The sequence below is a fragment of the Bradyrhizobium barranii subsp. barranii genome (assembly GCF_017565645.3).
Taxonomy (GTDB): Bacteria; Pseudomonadota; Alphaproteobacteria; order Rhizobiales; family Xanthobacteraceae; genus Bradyrhizobium; species Bradyrhizobium barranii.
In genome coordinates, this window is record NZ_CP086136.1 from 10,061,703 (window position 1) to 10,077,063 (window position 15,361).

The window sequence follows — 15,361 nt, forward strand, 5'->3', positions numbered from 1 at the left end:
TTTCCGTTCCGATGGAATCGGAACGGGGCTCTAGATTCTTGTTTTGACGCGTTTTCTTGACGCGAACCGGTATCCACTTCGCTCGAAAACGCTCCAGGACGAGCGGTGGTGTCCATCAGGCGTGGGCAGCCACCCTGGACTGCGCGTCGACCTGGCAGGCGATCTCCACGCCCGGCGTGGCGAATGCCCGCAATTCGCAGGTCCCCTCCCAGCCCGGCATGTGATCGAGGTGCAGCTGCATGAATTCCTTCGCCATGGCCACGGCTTCCGCCTTGTCGCGCAGCTCGAAAATGGCATAGCCGCCGATCACTTCCTTGGCCTCGACGAAGGGGCCGTCGATGACGCTGAGCTCACCGTCGACGATTCGCACCCGTGCGCCGGTCGCAAGCGGCATCAGGCCGCCATTGTCGATCATTCGACCGGCCTTGATCTCCCGCTCGGATATGTCCTGCATGGCCTCCATCAGCGCCGGGCTCGGGGCAGCCATCGGCTGGCTGGAGGTGACGATGTACATGAAGCGCATGAAAAACTCCCTTGGCGAGCAGCAGCCGCTCCGGCTGCAAACCGGCTCGCTATGGATGTGACGATTGAGCCTTGGCTAAATCGACATCGACCGGAAGATTTATTGCCGCAGCATGATCAGGGGATCGGCGGTATCGGGGACGCGCCGCCATTGCGCGTTGTCATCGGCCTCGAACTGCCAGGCCTCGCCTGATTTCGACATCAGGACGATCTGGCCGCGCTCGAGCCGCCATTGCGCCGGATTGAACTGAGCGATCGCCGGATCGCATTTCGGCTTGACGAAGACCTGGAAATTGTCCGGGCCGGCTTCCGTGTTGGTCAGCGTCAGCCCGCACACCGGCTGGCCGTTGCCGCGCACCATCGACCAGTCGCCGATCATCTGGTCCATCGACTTGGCCATCGAGCGGGCGGCGGCGAGATCCTGGAGGATGTAGACGCCCTCGCCCTGCCGCAGGCCTTCGAAGATGCCGGCCTCGACCTCGGTGAAGTCGATCACGGCTTCACCGGTCGCGTCCTGCAAACGAACGATGTCGAGGCCCCTGACGCTCCAGGCAACGATATCCTTCGTAAAGGGCAGCGTGGTCTTGCAGGCCGGCTCCAGCTCCAGCTTGAAACCCTGCGCCGCGGCATCGCCCTTCATCGTGACGACGCAGGTCTTGCTGCGCTCGGTGGTCGAGAGCTCCCACTGCCCGGGCATCGTCTTCTTCAGGGTCGTCGCATCCTGCGCATGCGCGATGCCGATCGCGGCCACGCAGGCCGCGACGGCGAATGCAACGACCCGAAGACCTCTCATCAGCGCCCCTTGAACGGCGTTTCCGCAACCGGCGTCAACGGCGCCTTGCCGGCGAACCAGGACTTGAGGTTGTCGACCACGAGCTGATCCATCGCGTTGCGCGTCACCACCGACGCCGAGCCGATATGCGGCAGCAGCACGACGTTCTGCATGGTCTTGAGCTCGTCCGGTACGCTCGGCTCGGCCGCGAACACGTCGAGACCGGCGGCGAGGATGGTGCCTGATTTCAGCGCCTGGACCAGCGCCGCCTCGTCGACCACCGAGCCGCGCGCCACGTTGACCAGCACGCCGCGCGGACCGAGCGCCTTCAGCACCTCGGCATTGATCATCTTGTTGGTCGAGGCGCCGCCGGGCACGATCACCATCAGCGTGTCCACCGCCTTCGCCATCTCGATCAGATCAGGATAGTGCTTGTAGGAGACGTCCTTCGACGGATTGCGGGAGTGGTAGACCACCGGCACCAGCGAGGCATCGAGCCGGCGCGCAATGGCCTGGCCGATCCGGCCCATGCCGACGATGCCGACCTTGCGGTCGCGCAGCGAGCCGACGCTGAGCGGATAGTTCTGCGTCTGCCAGAGGCCGGAGCGGACGTAGCGGTCGGCCTTGATGAACTCACGCACGGTGGAGATCAGAAGACCCATCGCGACGTCGGCGACCTCCTCGGTCAGCACGTCGGGCGTGTTGGTGACGATGATGTTGTGCTCGGCCGCGTATTTGGCGTCGATATGGTCGTAGCCGACGCCGAAGCTCGCCACCATCTCGATCTTGGGCAATTGCGACAGCGAGTCCCTGTCGGCGCGCACCGTGTGATAGGTCACCGCCACGCCACGGATTTTTTCGCGGATCGCCGGTGTCAGCCGCTCGAGATCGCCCCGGGTCTCCGCCTTGTGCACGACGAAATGATCGGAGAAACCGTTGTCGAGAATTGGCCGCACCGGCCCATAGATCAGAAGGTCGATCTTTTCGGACGAAATCGAACCGGTAGTCATCAGTTTTCCTTTCCAAGCGCGCTCTCGTGCCAGCGCCGTAAAACGAGGTGGGAAACTAGCGCCAGCACCCCATAGATGACAATCCCGGCCAGCGACAACAGCAGCAGCGCTGCGAACATGCGGGGTATGTTCAATCGATAGCCGGATTCGGCGATCCTGTAGGCGAGCCCGGAGCCCGCGCCGGCGGTGCCGGCCGCGATTTCGGCCACAACCGCGCCGATCAGCGACAGGCCGCCGGCAATGCGCAGGCCCCCGAGGATATAGGGCAGCGCCGCTGGCAGCTTCAGGAAGCGCAGGGTTTGCGGCGGCGAGGCGCCATAGAGCTGGAACAGGCCGGCAAGGTTGCGATCGACCGAATTCAGCCCGAGCGTGGTGTTGGACAGCACCGGGAAAAAGGCAACGATGAAGGCGCAGACGACGACCGCGGTCTGCTGCTCCAGATAGATCAGGAGCAGCGGTGCAATCGCGATGACAGGAGTCACCTGGAGGACGATTGCATAGGGGAATAGCGAATATTCCACCCATTTCGACTGGTTGAACAGCAGCGCCAGCGCGATGCCGCCGATGCTGGCGGCGACAAAGCCTTCGAGCGTGGTCAGCAGCGTGGTCGCGAGCGATTGTGACAGCACCGCCCAGTCCTTGATCAAGGTCAGGAAGATGACGGAGGGTGCTGGCAGAACGTAAGGCGGGATGTCCTTGATGCGGACGACCAGTTCCCAGGCCGCGAGTCCGGCTGCGAACACGATGACGGGAAGCACGAAGCGCATCGCGCGTTGCGCGCCGGATGGTTTTGCGGTGACGGCAGCTTGCGCGTTCATAGCATCGATTGCCCCGAATAGGACGGCGCCAGCGCGGCCGACACTTTCCGGCAATAATTGGAATAGGCGGCCGAGGTCCGAAACTCCTCACCGCGCGGCTCGACCGTCTCGATGCGGATATCGGCCTGGATGCGGCCGGGCCGCGCGGTCATGACGACGACCCGCTGCGACAGATAGACGGATTCGAACACCGAATGGGTGACGAAGATGACGGTCTTGCCCAGGGCTCGCCACAGCGCAAGCAGGTCGTTGTTGAGGCGAAAGCGCGTGATCTCGTCGAGCGCGGCGAACGGCTCATCCATCAGGAGGATATCAGGGTCGGTGACGAGCGCACGCGCCAGCGACACCCGCATCTTCATGCCGCCGGAGAGTTCGCGCGGGAAAGCATCGGCGAAATCGGCAAGACCCACGCTGGCCAACGCCTCATCGGCCCGCGCGCGCGCCTCCGCCTTCGGAACGCCTGCGAGCCTCAAGGGCAGCCGCACATTCTCGCGCACGCTGGTCCAGGGCATCAGCGTCGGCTCCTGGAACACGAAGCCGATGCCATGACCCGGCAGCACATCGCCCTCGTGGCGCGCCACCCGCACGATGCCGGACGATGGCGCGCTGAGCTCTGCGATCAGGCGCAGCGCAGTGGACTTGCCGCAACCGGACGGGCCCAACAGCGAGATGAACTCGCCCTTGCGAACGGCAAGGTCGAACGGGCCGAGCGCCATGACGCCATTGTCATACGCCTTCGTCACGCCGCGCAGGCTGACGGCGAGAGCCGTCAGGCCGGCCTCGACCCCGGACGAGCTTTTGACGGATGACATGGACCTTGCGCTACGGCTTGCTCGGGCGCAGCTCGACGCCGACGCCCTTGTTGACGAAGCGCAGCGTATAGGACTTGCGGAAGTCGAGATCCGCCTTCACGACGCCGGCCTTCACCATCTTGTTGAAGAAGGACGTGTAGCGCTCGTCGCTCATCGCGCCGATGCCGTTCTTCAAGGACTCGCCGGAATCGACGATGCCGTATTCCTTCATCTTGGCGACGGAATAGGCGAGCAGCTCGTCGGTCATCTCCGGGTTGAGCTTCTTAATCATGGCATTGCCCGCGGAATTGTCGCGGTAGATGTAATTGTACCAGCCGACCATGGAGGCATCGACGAAGCGCTGCACCAGGTCCGGCTTCTTCTCGACCATGTCGCGGCGCGTCTCGATCAGGGTCGAATAGGTGTTGAAGCCATAGTCGGCAAGCAGCAGCACATTCGGCTTGAAGCCGGCGGCCTTCTCGACCGCGAAGGGCTCGGAGGTGACGTAGCCCTGCATCGCGCTCTTGGGGTTGGCGATGAAGGGCTGCGGATTGAAATTGTAGGGACGGACGTTCTTCTCGTTGAAGCCGTATTCGGACTTCAGCCACTGGAAGTAGCTGGTCATGCCCTCCTTGGAGACGAACAAGGTCAGCGGCTTGAGATCCTCGATCTTGGCGACCTTGGCGTCCGGCTGCGTCAGCATCACCTGCGGATCCTTCTGGAAGACCGCTGCGATGGTGACGACGGGGACGTTATTCGCCACCGCGTCGAACGACATCAGCGTGTTCGCGGCCATGAAGAAATCGATCTTGCCGGCGATCAGCAGCATCCGGTTGTTCTCGTTCGGACCGCCGGGAACGATGGTGACGTCGAGCCCGTATTTCTTGTAGGTGCCGTCGGCGACCGCCTGGAAGAAACCGCCATGCTCGGCCTCGGCGACCCAATTGGTGCCGAAGGTGACCTTGTCCAGCGTCTCGGCGCTCGCCGGAGCCAAAGAGACGAAGGCGGCCATCAAGCCCGCCGTTAACGCTCGCCGCAGATGAGAGGGGGTCATGATGGCACTCCGTCGATCGTGGCTGGCCGATGTGAAGGCAACGCGATAGAACCGCATGAAGTTCGGGGACGCGAGCCGGCCAGGCCCGCGTCCCCTGATAACCCCAAAATACGCGACAAATTCGGGCAAAGAAACCACGATGACGCCGTCTCGCGACTGGATCGACATCAACTGGGCCAATGCGGCCCCTGCGGATTTGTCGCGCTGGATCGCGGTGCTGCCGCTGGCGGCGACCGAGCAGCACGGCCCGCATCTGCCGCTCGAGACCGACGTGCTGATCGCGGACGCGTATCTCGCGCGCGTGCGCGAGCTGCTGCCCGCAAATGTTCCGGCGACGTTCCTGCCCGTTGAACCGGTCGGGGTTTCCACCGAGCATATCGACTATCCGGGCACACAGACGCTGCCGACCGAGGTGGCGCTGAAGAGATGGACCGCAATCGGCGAGGACGTCGCGCGGCGCGGCGTGAAGAAGCTCGTCATCATCACCAGCCATGGCGGCAACAGCGCGGCAATGATGCTGGTCGCGCAGGATCTTCGCGCGCATCACAAGCTCTTTGTGGTGACGACGTCGTGGTCGCGGCTGTCGGGCGCGGAGAAACTGTTCCCGGCGGATGAAGTGCGCCACGGCATCCATGGCGGCGCGATCGAGACGTCGATCATGCTGGCACGCTATCCCGATCAGGTGCGCAAGGATGCGATCGCGGATTTTCCCGCAAGCAGCATCGCCATGGAAAAGCAGTATCGCTGGCTGTCGACACAGCGGCCCGCGCCGTTCGCCTGGCAGGCGCAGGATCTCCACACGAGCGGCGCGATCGGCAACGCGACGCTGGCCGTCCCCGAGAAGGGCGCGCAGCTGCTCGATCAGGGCGCGGCGGCTTTCTGCGAGCTGCTGGCCGAGGTCGATAACTTCGACGTGAACAGGCTCGCCAAAGGGCCTCTCGACTAGCTCGCATCCGACTGGAATCATTCAGGAAACACTCTGGCTGCACACCCGCTTTTGCGGGATTCGAACCGGACGCGACAAGCCTCCGTCCAACTGGGCACGCGGACCACAACGGACCGCCTCAACCCGGATGGAGTTTCACATGTCGATCAAGACCAGGATTGCCGCCGTCGCGCTCGCTGCCCTCGCCGTCACCGGCAGCATCGTGTCCACCACCTCCTCGGCCGAAGCCAAGCAGCCCGGCTGGGTCTGGGGTGTGGGTGCCGGCATCGCCACCGCCGCCGTCGTCGGCTCCGCGATCGCCGCCAGCAACGACCCCTATTACAACGGCTATCACCGCTGCGGCTGGGTCGCCCAGTACAACGCCTTCGGCCAGTACGTCGGCCGCGTTCGTACTTGCTACTGATTTGAGTACCTGAGGCCGATCTCACGTGGATCCCGCGTTCGACACGGGCGCCTCATCCACCCCGTGTCGTGCCCCCGACCCGCCCGGCTGTCCCCCCGGGCGGGTCATTCATTTTGGACCTGAGAATTTGTTGCAGCTCCGTCACACAAGAGTGCGAACCATCCGCTGCGGCAATCCGTGCCAGTTGCTATTGCGAATTAATCGCAATAAGGTTCGCAACAAGCACAGGGGCTTGGGAAGAAATCGCGTCGAATCGGGATCGTCTGGTCCGATCGCGTGAACAACCAAGACTTCGTGACAGGGTCGCCGCGAATCTGCAGGGATATCGCGGCGAATGGGACACATTCGCGTTTGGGGGCGTGCGTTTTGAAGTTGAGAGGTCACCGACACCGGTATTTGCGAACGGCCGCGGCGATTGCCTCGGGCGTGCTGGCTTTTCCCGCGGCCGTACACGCGGCCGATCTGCCGCTGAAGGCGCCGGCGCTGAAAGCGGTCTATGACTGGACCGGCCTCTATATCGGCGCGCATGCCGGCTACAGCCGTGGCTCGTCCAGCTTCGCGCTGAACGACGGCACCGCGATCAACGGCAGCGGCGTCTTCAGCGGCATGATCGGCGGCGTGCAGGCCGGCTACAACTACCGGCTCAACTCCGGCTGGCTCGTCGGCGTCGAAGGCGATTTTTCGTTTCCCAATTACATCACCTCCAACTCGATCGTTTCCTTCCTCGCGACACCTGCCAACACGGTCATCCAGCAGTGGGACTACACCGCCAGCCTGCGCGGCCGCGTCGGCTACACCAGCGGTCCATGGCTCGTCTATGCCACCGGCGGCTTTGCGTGGATGGGCGAGCGCTATTTCGACACGCCGGCCGCGGGCGACGTCCCGAAAATCCTGAACACGCGGCCCGGCTGGATCGCGGGTGCCGGCATCGAATACGGCTTCGCGCCGCATTGGAGCGCACGGCTCGAATATCTCTATAGCCGCTTCGACGGCGCCAACGTCGCCTTCTCCACGGGGGCCCAATACACCTCCTCGTCGCTCGACTTCCAGTCGATCAGGCTCGGGCTCAACCGCAAGGTCGATTGGCCGGGCATGCCGAGCTACAATCCGAAGAGCTCCCTGATCGACACGGAATCGGATCGCTGGGAGATTCACGGTCAGAGCACTTATCTGCCGCAAGGCTATCCGTCGTTCCCCGCTCTCTACAGCGGAACAAACTCGCTCTCGCCTTCAACCCAGGCCAAGGCGACCTGGAGCAACAGCCTGTTCCTGAACGCGCGGCTGTGGGACGGCGGCGAGGTCTATTACAATCCCGAACTGCTCCAGGGATTTGGACTGAACGACACGGTGGGCGCGGCAGGCTTTCCCAACGGCGAAGCGCAGAAGTCGAACTTCCCCTATCCGCATTACAACACCTCGCGGCTGTTCGTGCGCCAGACGTTCGGCTTTGGCGGCGAGCAGGAAGAGCTCGCGAGCGGCCAATTGCAGCTTGCGCAGAAGGTCGACATTTCCCGGCTCACAGTGCAGGCCGGCAAGTTCGCGGTGATCGACGTGTTCGACGGCAATGCCTTTGCCAAGGACACCCGCAAGGATTTCATGAACTGGTCGCTGTGGGCGCCGGGCGCCTTCGACTATTCCGCCGACAAGGTCGGTCTCACCTATGGCGTCACCGCCGAGCTCAACCAGAAGCAATGGGCGCTGCGCGGCGGCTATTTCCTGATGGTCGCGGAGTCCAATTCGAATCATTTCGACACCAGGGTCGGGGAACGCGGTCAGTACGCGATCGAGCTGGAGACGCGGTTCTCGCTGCTCGGCCAACCTGGCAAGCTCAGGACCATGGGCTGGGTCGACAGCGCCAACATGGGCAGCTTCCGCGAGACGCTGGACAATCCTGCGCTCAATCTCGACATCGCGCAGACCCGCCGCGGCCGCCTCAAGGTCGGCTACGTCGTCAACCTCGAGCAGGCGATCACAGAGGATATCGGGCTGTTCGGCCGCTGGAGCTGGAACGACGGCAAGACCGAAACACTCGCCTTCACCGACATCAACAGCAGCCTAGCCGGCGGACTGTCGATCAAGGGCACGAAATGGGGCCGGCCTGACGACGTCGTCGGCATCGGCGGCGCGGTCAATGCCATCTCGCAGGATTATCGCGACTTCCTGGCCGCCGGCGGCCTCGGTGTTCTCATCGGCGACGGCGCTCTCAACTACCGCAAGGAGCGCATCCTTGAGGCCTACTATGCCTATTCGGTGAACAAGAACGTCACGCTGACCGCGGACTATCAATTGATCACAAACCCGGCCTATAACGCCGACCGCGGGCCGGTCTCGATCTTCTCGGGCCGCCTGCACGCAGAGTTCTAGCCCAAAATTCCAGCCCAAGGGCGGGCCTATGAAGCCGAGAGATATCCGCACGGCCGCGATCGGCCGGGCGCTACTCCCCAATGTCTGGGACGCAGCGGCGCTGATCCTCGTGATCGGCGCCATGGTCCTGATCGTCTATGGCGGCGAGCAGACCACGGTGCCGCTGTCCGAGCTCGAGCGCGCACCGGTCACGCTCGATCCGGCAAACCTTCCGCTTTACGCCTTGCGTACCGTCTTACGGATGCTGCTCGCCATCGTCTGTTCGACAGTCTTCACCTTCATCTACGCGGCGATCGCAGCCAAGAGCCGGCGAGCCGAATTGGTGATGATCCCGCTGCTGGATATTTTGCAATCCGTCCCGATCCTGGGCTTCCTCACCTTCACCGTCGTGTTCTTCATGAATTTGTTTCCGGGGCAGGTGCTCGGCGCCGAGCTCGCCTCGGTGTTCGCGATCTTCACCAGCCAGGCCTGGAACATGACGTTCAGCCTGTACCAGTCGATCCGCAACGTTCCGAAGGATCTGGAAGAGGCCACGCAAAGCTTCCATTTGTCCGGCTGGCAGCGCTTCTGGCGCCTCGACGTCCCCTTCGCGATGCCCGGCCTGATCTGGAACGCGATGATGTCGATGTCGGGCGGCTGGTTCTTCGTGGTGGCCTCGGAGGCGATCACGGTTGGCAACACCACGGTGACGCTGCCGGGCATCGGCTCCTATGTCGCGATGGCAATTCAGCAGCAGGATTTGCCGGCGATCCTCTACGCCATGCTGGCGATGCTGCTCGTGATCATCGCCTATGATCAGCTGCTGTTCCGCCCCATCGTCGCCTGGGCCGACAAATTCCGCTTCGAGCAGACCGCCTCAGGCGAGGCGCCGGCCTCCTGGACGCTCGACCTGTTCCGCCGGACTAGGGCGCTGCGTGCGCTGACCCTTCCTTTCGCGGCGCTGAACCGCGCGATCTCGAACTTGCGCATTCCGCTGCCGAAGCTGCCGCCCGCGGCACCAGGTAAAGACCAGACGTCACGCCTCGTCGATACGGTCTGGATCGCATTGATCCTCGCCGGCACGGCCTATGCCGCCTGGCTGACCTATCGCTATCTCTCGGCCAGTCTCGGAATGTCCGACGTTCTTGTCGTCATCAGGGACGGGCTCATCACGTTGTTGCGCGTCGCCATCCTGATCACCCTCGCCACGCTGATCTGGGTGCCGGTTGGCGTGTGGATCGGGCTACGCCCGAAGCTCGCCGAACGAATCCAGCCGCTGGCCCAGTTTCTCGCGGCCTTCCCGGCCAATCTCGCCTTCCCCGTCTTTGTCGTCGCCATTGTCAGCTTCAAGCTCAATCCAGACATCTGGCTGAGCCCGCTGATGATCCTGGGCACGCAGTGGTACATCCTGTTCAACGTGATCGCTGGCGCGAGCGCCTTTCCGACCGATCTGCGCGAAGCCGCCGGCAGCTTCCATCTCCGGGGATGGCGATGGTGGTTCAAGGTGATACTGCCCGGCGTCTTTCCTTATTACATCACCGGCGCGATCACGGCGTCCGGCGGCTCCTGGAATGCGTCGATCGTCGCGGAGGTCGCAAGCTGGGGCGACACGCATCTGAAGGCCACCGGACTCGGCGCCTATATTGCTTCCGCCACGGAAGCCGGCGACTTCCCGCGCGTCGTGCTCGGAATTGCCACGATGTGCATCCTGGTGACGTTGTTCAATCGTCTGGTCTGGCGGCCGCTCTATGCCTTCGGCGAGCGTCGCCTGCGGCTCGGCTGACGAGGAGACCATCATGCTCGATCAACCCTCTGCGCTCATCGACATCCGCGGTGTCTGCCGATCCTTCCCGAAAGGCAGCGGCGAACAGCTCCTGGTGCTGGATAAGGTCGACCTGACGATTCGCTCGGGCGAGATCGTCGGCCTGCTCGGCCGATCCGGCTCCGGCAAGTCCACCTTGCTGCGGATCATCGCCGGCCTGGTCAGCCCGTCTGCGGGACAGGCGACCTGTCGCGGCGAGATCATCGTCGGGCCACCGAACGGCGTCGCCATGGTGTTCCAGTCATTCGCGTTGTTTCCCTGGTTGACCGTGCTCCAGAACGTCGAGCTCGGGCTCGAAGCGCTGGGCGTCGATGCCACCGAGCGCCACAAGCGCGCTCTTGCTGCGATCGACCTGATCGGCCTTGACGGGTTTGAGTCCGCCTTCCCGAAGGAACTGTCGGGTGGCATGCGGCAGCGCGTCGGCTTCGCCCGCGCGCTGGTGGTGCATCCGGACCTCCTGCTGATGGACGAGCCGTTCTCGGCACTCGACGTCCTCACGGCCGAGACGCTGCGCACGGACCTGATCGACCTCTGGATCGAGGGCCGGCTGCCGATCAAATCGATCCTGATGGTGACGCACAATATCGAGGAGGCGGTCCTGATGTGCGATCGCATCCTGGTGTTCTCATCCAATCCAGGGCGCGTCGCCGCCGAGATCAAGGTCGACATGCCGCATCCGCGCAACCGGCTCGACCCCCATTTCCGGCAGCTCGTCGACAGCATCTACGCGCGCATGACCCAACGCGCCGAACCGAAGGCGCCCCCCGTCGAAGGCATCCTCGGCTCCGGTGTCGGCATGACCCTGCACCACGTATCGTCCAACGTGCTGTCGGGCCTGATCGAGACGCTGGCGGGGCCGCCCTATCACGGACACGCCGACCTGCCCGTGCTCGCAAGCCAGCTCCAGCTCGAGGCCGACGAGATCCTCCACCTCGGTGAGTCCCTGCAACTGCTGCGCTTCGCCCAGCTGAGCGAAGGCGACCTGATGCTCACCGACACGGGCAAGCGTTTTGCCCATCTCGAAACCGACGCGCGCAAGAAGCTATTTGCCGAACATCTCGTCACATACGTGCCGGTGATGGGATTGATTCGCCGCGTGCTCGACGAACGTCCCTCCCATACCGCCCCCGCGGCACGGTTCCGCAATGAGCTCGAGGACTACATGTCCGAGGACTATGCGGACGAGACGCTCAGGACCGTCGTGTCCTGGGGACGTTATGGCGAGCTGTTCGCATATGACGAGCAGTCGGAGACGTTCAGCCTCGAAAACCCGGGCGAGAGCGCTTGATCCCGCCTGCGGCAATTTGGTCGGGAACCGGACAAATTGTGCATCGAGTTCATATATAAGGGGCTTGGTCCGGCGTTCGCCGGGTCAAGTATCCCTTTTCCTTGCGCGCAATGTTGTCCGTCGAAATCATCATCGTCGTCGTCCTGATCGTCATTAACGGCCTGTTGTCCATGTCCGAGCTGGCCGTGGTCTCGTCCCGCCCGGCCCGGCTGTCGCTGCTCGCGGCCAAGGGGGTGCGCGGCGCCGAGCGGGCGCTGACGCTGGCGGCCGATCCCGGAAAGTTCCTCTCGACGGTGCAGATCGGCATCACGCTGGTCGGCGTGCTCTCCGGCGCGTTCTCCGGCGCGACGCTCGGACAGCGGCTGACGCAATGGCTGGTCGAGCTCGGCCTGTCCTCGGAGATTGCCGACATCGTCGGCGTCGGCATCGTCGTCACGCTCATCACCTACGCCACCCTGATCGTCGGCGAGCTGGTGCCGAAGCAGGTGGCGTTGCGCGACCCCGAGAGCATTGCTGTCAAGGTCGCGCCCGCGATGCACGTTCTGGCGCGGATCTCGCTGCCGCTCGTCTTCCTGCTCGATCTCTCCGGCAAGCTGATCCTCACGCTGCTCGGCCGCGGCGGCAAGGCCGAGGAGAAGGTCTCGGAGGACGAGATCCATCATCTCGTCAGCGAAGCCGAGAACGCGGGCGTGCTGGAGTCGGGCGAAAAGGAGATGATCGCGGGCGTCATGCGGCTCGGCGACCGGCCGGTCGGCGCGATCATGACGCCGCGCACGGAGGTCAACGAGATCGATCTGAACGATGCGCCGGAGGCCATTCAAGCGATCATCGCGAAGAGCCCGCATTCGCGCTTTCCCGTCTCGGACGGCGATCGCGACAAGCCGATCGGCGTGCTCCAGGCCAAGGACCTGCTGGTCGCCTACATGAACGAGCGCACGCCGGATCTGCGAGCGCTGGTGCGCGAGGCGCCCGGCATTCCGGCATCAGCCGACGCCCGCGACGTGCTGGCGATCCTGAAAGCCGCTCCGGTTCATGTCGGCCTGGTCTACGACGAATACGGCGCCTTCGAGGGTATCGTGACGACGGCTGACATTCTGGAATCGATCGTCGGCGCCTTCCATTCCGAGGAGGGACCGCCGGAGCCGGCCTATGTCAGGCGCGATGACGGCTCGCTGCTGGTCTCCGGCTGGATGCCGGTCGACGAGTTCGGCGAGTTGCTCGGCGTCGAGCTGCCGCCGCACCGCTACAACACGGTGGCGGGCCTAGTGCTGCAACAGTTCAACGTGCTGCCTAATGTCGGCGATGCCTTCGACTTCGCCGGCTGGCATATCGAGGTGGTCGATCTCGACGGTCGGAGGATCGACAAGATTCTGGCGGGCCGGTTGAGTGAGGTCGAGACGGGGTGATTGCGCACCCAACCCTCCACCCGTCGTCCCGGACAAGCGCGCCCTAAGCGCGCGCCGATCCAACGCAGACCGCTCACCCGAACCGCACCCCGATCCGCTTCTCCTTGCGCCAGACGACCGTGCAGGCGAGATGCGTTCCGTCGGCCTGGATGACCAGGGTGAAGCGCTCGGGGATACCGACCGGACTGGTGACATCGAGCGCGGCGCCGGTGTCGGAGAAATTGCGGACGGTGCAGTCGATCGCGCCGCCGCCGAACTCGATGGTTCCGGCTTTCAGCACGCGGTGCCTGGCTTTGTCGCGTCGCTCGTCCATGGGGCCAATTTACACCCTAAGCTGACACAGACGTTAAAACGCAACCACAAGCCCCGATGAATTTTTACCGCCGCAGAATGCGGCGGATCATGCGGTGGCCCCTACGGCGCCGGCTGGAACGTCTCCGCCCGCGCCATCTGCCAGGCATCACGGAAGCGCGGATCTTCGGTGCCTTCGAGCAGCTCGCCCGGACGCAGCGACGGATAGAGCTGCGCAAAGGATCGCACCTGGGTGGTCGATGTCCGCTGGCTGAAGTGGATCGGGCGCAGCTGCTGCGGATGTTCGAGACCGGCCGCGGCGATCAGCTCGGTGAGCGAGTGCAGCGTGGCGTGGTGATAATTATGCACGCGGTCGATCTTGAGCGGCACGTAGAGCGCACGCGCACGCGTCGGGTCCTGGGTCGCAACCCCGGTCGGGCAGCGGTCGGTGTGGCAGCTCAGCGACTGGATGCAGCCGAGCGAGAACATGAAGCCGCGCGCCGAATTGCAATAGTCGGCGCCAATCGCCATCGCCCGCGCCATGTCGAAGGCGGTCGCGATCTTGCCGGATGCGCCGATCCTGATGCGGTCGCGCGCATTGATGCCGACCAGTGCGTTGTGGACGAAATTGACGCCCTCGCGCATCGGCATGCCCAGATGGTCCATGAACTCCAGCGGCGCGGCGCCGGTGCCGCCTTCATTGCCATCGACGACGATGAAATCCGGATAGATGCCGGTCTCCAGCATCGCCTTGCAGATCGCCAGGAATTCCCAGGGATGACCGATGCACAGCTTGAAGCCGGCCGGCTTGCCGCCGGACAAGCGCCGCATCTCGGCGATGAACTGCATCATGCCTGTTGGCGTGGAGAAGGCGCGGTGCGAGGCCGGCGAAATGCAGTCCTCGCCCATCGTGACGCCGCGGATTTTTGAGATCTCCTCCGACACCTTTGCAGCCGGCAGCACGCCGCCATGGCCGGGCTTGGCGCCCTGGCTGATCTTGAGCTCGACCATCTTGATCTGGTCCTGGCTCGCGACGCGCGCGAACGCCTCCGGATCGAACGTGCCGTCGAGATGACGGCAACCGAAATAGCCGGAGCCGATCTCCCAGATGATGTCGCCGCCCATCTCGCGATGGTAGGGGCTGAAGCCGCCCTCGCCCGTGTCATGCGCGAAGCCGCCCTTCCTGGCGCCGGCATTGAGCGCGCGCACGGCGTTCGGGCTGAGCGCGCCGAAGCTCATCGCGGAGATGTTGAACACCGATGCCGAATATGGCTTTGCGCAATCGGGGCCGCCGATGGTGACGCGAAACTTCTCCTCGGCGTGCGTCTTCGGCGAGACCGAGTGATGCATCCACTCGTAACCCTCGCGATAGACGTCCTCCTGGGTGCCGAACGGGCGCTTGTCGAGCTCCATCTTGGCGCGCTGATAGACCAGCGAGCGGGTATCGCGCGAGAACGGCATGCCGTCCTTCTCGCTCTCGAAGAAATACTGCCGCATCTCGGGGCGTATCTCTTCGAGCAGAAAACGGATATGCGCCGAGATCGGATAGTTGCGCAGCACCGCGTGACTCTTCTGCATGAGATCGCGGACGCCGAGCAGCGTCAGCGCGCCGAAGATCAGGATCGGGATCAGCAGGATGTCGAAGATCTTGCCGTCGGCGAGGCCGATGCCTATCAGCAGCGCAGTGACGACCGCGCAGATGGTCAGCACGATGAAACGCGGCGAGAACGGCAGCAGCAGGGTTTCCATCAGCCCTTCGGGCGAAGCTTGCGTCTTGTTATCGTTGGCCACGACCACATCCCTCTCGTCAGTCTGACAGGGCATGATACGCCCGCGCCACGTCCATGGTTATGACGCGGACCCCGCCTTGAGGCTACCGAATCCGGATGCCGCAA

General features: G+C 63.9%; 14 protein-coding genes. 6 read left to right on the forward strand and 8 right to left on the reverse strand.

The genetic code is table 11. From position 1 onward, the window contains the following. Positions 1–115: 115 nt before the first annotated feature. The 6 genes from J4G43_RS48900 to J4G43_RS48925 all read right to left on the reverse strand — a co-directional run bounded on the left by J4G43_RS48900 (position 116) and on the right by J4G43_RS48925 (position 4,967). The gene (locus tag J4G43_RS48900; protein ID WP_085402674.1) at positions 116–523 is read right to left on the reverse strand and encodes a YciI family protein; all 408 of its coding nucleotides are present in this window, start codon (positions 521–523) and stop codon (positions 116–118) included. Between the two features lie 99 nt (positions 524–622). Next, on the reverse strand, positions 623–1,315 hold the full coding sequence (locus J4G43_RS48905) for an AprI/Inh family metalloprotease inhibitor (RefSeq protein ID WP_085402675.1): 693 nt from the start codon (positions 1,313–1,315) through the stop codon (positions 623–625). After that, entirely contained in the window at positions 1,315–2,304 is a 990-nt protein-coding gene (locus J4G43_RS48910) for a 2-hydroxyacid dehydrogenase (RefSeq protein ID WP_063980700.1), read from the reverse strand. The genes J4G43_RS48905 and J4G43_RS48910 overlap by 1 nt, the downstream gene beginning before the upstream one ends. After that, the gene (locus tag J4G43_RS48915; protein ID WP_038942786.1) at positions 2,304–3,122 is read right to left on the reverse strand and encodes an ABC transporter permease; all 819 of its coding nucleotides are present in this window, start codon (positions 3,120–3,122) and stop codon (positions 2,304–2,306) included. The genes J4G43_RS48910 and J4G43_RS48915 overlap by 1 nt, the downstream gene beginning before the upstream one ends. Then, the gene (locus tag J4G43_RS48920) at positions 3,119–3,934 is read right to left on the reverse strand and encodes an ABC transporter ATP-binding protein (protein ID WP_208089139.1); all 816 of its coding nucleotides are present in this window, start codon (positions 3,932–3,934) and stop codon (positions 3,119–3,121) included. Before J4G43_RS48920 ends, J4G43_RS48915 begins: the two co-directional genes overlap by 4 nt. A gap of 10 nt (positions 3,935–3,944) precedes the next feature. Next, on the reverse strand, positions 3,945–4,967 hold the full coding sequence (locus J4G43_RS48925) for an ABC transporter substrate-binding protein (RefSeq protein WP_208089140.1): 1,023 nt from the start codon (positions 4,965–4,967) through the stop codon (positions 3,945–3,947). Between the two features lie 139 nt (positions 4,968–5,106). Here J4G43_RS48925 and J4G43_RS48930 point away from each other — a divergent pair, with 139 nt between their 5' ends. The 6 genes from J4G43_RS48930 to J4G43_RS48955 all read left to right on the forward strand — a co-directional run bounded on the left by J4G43_RS48930 (position 5,107) and on the right by J4G43_RS48955 (position 13,175). Next, the gene (locus J4G43_RS48930; protein ID WP_208089141.1) at positions 5,107–5,913 is read left to right on the forward strand and encodes a creatininase family protein; all 807 of its coding nucleotides are present in this window, start codon (positions 5,107–5,109) and stop codon (positions 5,911–5,913) included. 139 nt (positions 5,914–6,052) lie between these two features. Then, entirely contained in the window at positions 6,053–6,316 is a 264-nt protein-coding gene (locus J4G43_RS48935) for a hypothetical protein (RefSeq protein ID WP_208089142.1), read from the forward strand. Between the two features lie 396 nt (positions 6,317–6,712). After that, positions 6,713–8,680, forward strand: coding sequence for a carbohydrate porin (locus J4G43_RS48940; RefSeq protein ID WP_135215891.1), 1,968 nt, complete (start codon positions 6,713–6,715; stop codon positions 8,678–8,680). Positions 8,681–8,708: 28 nt separating this feature from the next. Then, a complete protein-coding gene (locus J4G43_RS48945; RefSeq protein ID WP_208089143.1) occupies positions 8,709–10,442 on the forward strand; it encodes an ABC transporter permease in 1,734 nt (577 codons plus the stop codon). Between the two features lie 13 nt (positions 10,443–10,455). Continuing rightward, on the forward strand, positions 10,456–11,769 hold the full coding sequence (locus J4G43_RS48950; RefSeq protein WP_071916961.1) for an ABC transporter ATP-binding protein: 1,314 nt from the start codon (positions 10,456–10,458) through the stop codon (positions 11,767–11,769). A gap of 110 nt (positions 11,770–11,879) precedes the next feature. Next, positions 11,880–13,175 carry a hemolysin family protein gene (locus tag J4G43_RS48955; protein WP_208089144.1) on the forward strand — a complete coding sequence of 432 codons (1,296 nt, stop codon included), beginning with the start codon at positions 11,880–11,882 and terminating at the stop codon, positions 13,173–13,175. 73 nt (positions 13,176–13,248) lie between these two features. Here J4G43_RS48955 and J4G43_RS48960 read toward each other — a convergent pair whose 3' ends face one another. Both J4G43_RS48960 and J4G43_RS48965 read right to left on the reverse strand, forming a co-directional pair. Continuing rightward, entirely contained in the window at positions 13,249–13,488 is a 240-nt protein-coding gene (locus J4G43_RS48960) for a PilZ domain-containing protein (RefSeq protein WP_028159962.1), read from the reverse strand. 101 nt (positions 13,489–13,589) lie between these two features. Next, a complete protein-coding gene (locus J4G43_RS48965) occupies positions 13,590–15,215 on the reverse strand; it encodes an FMN-binding glutamate synthase family protein (RefSeq protein ID WP_208089600.1) in 1,626 nt (541 codons plus the stop codon). Between the last annotated feature and the right edge of the window lie 146 nt (positions 15,216–15,361).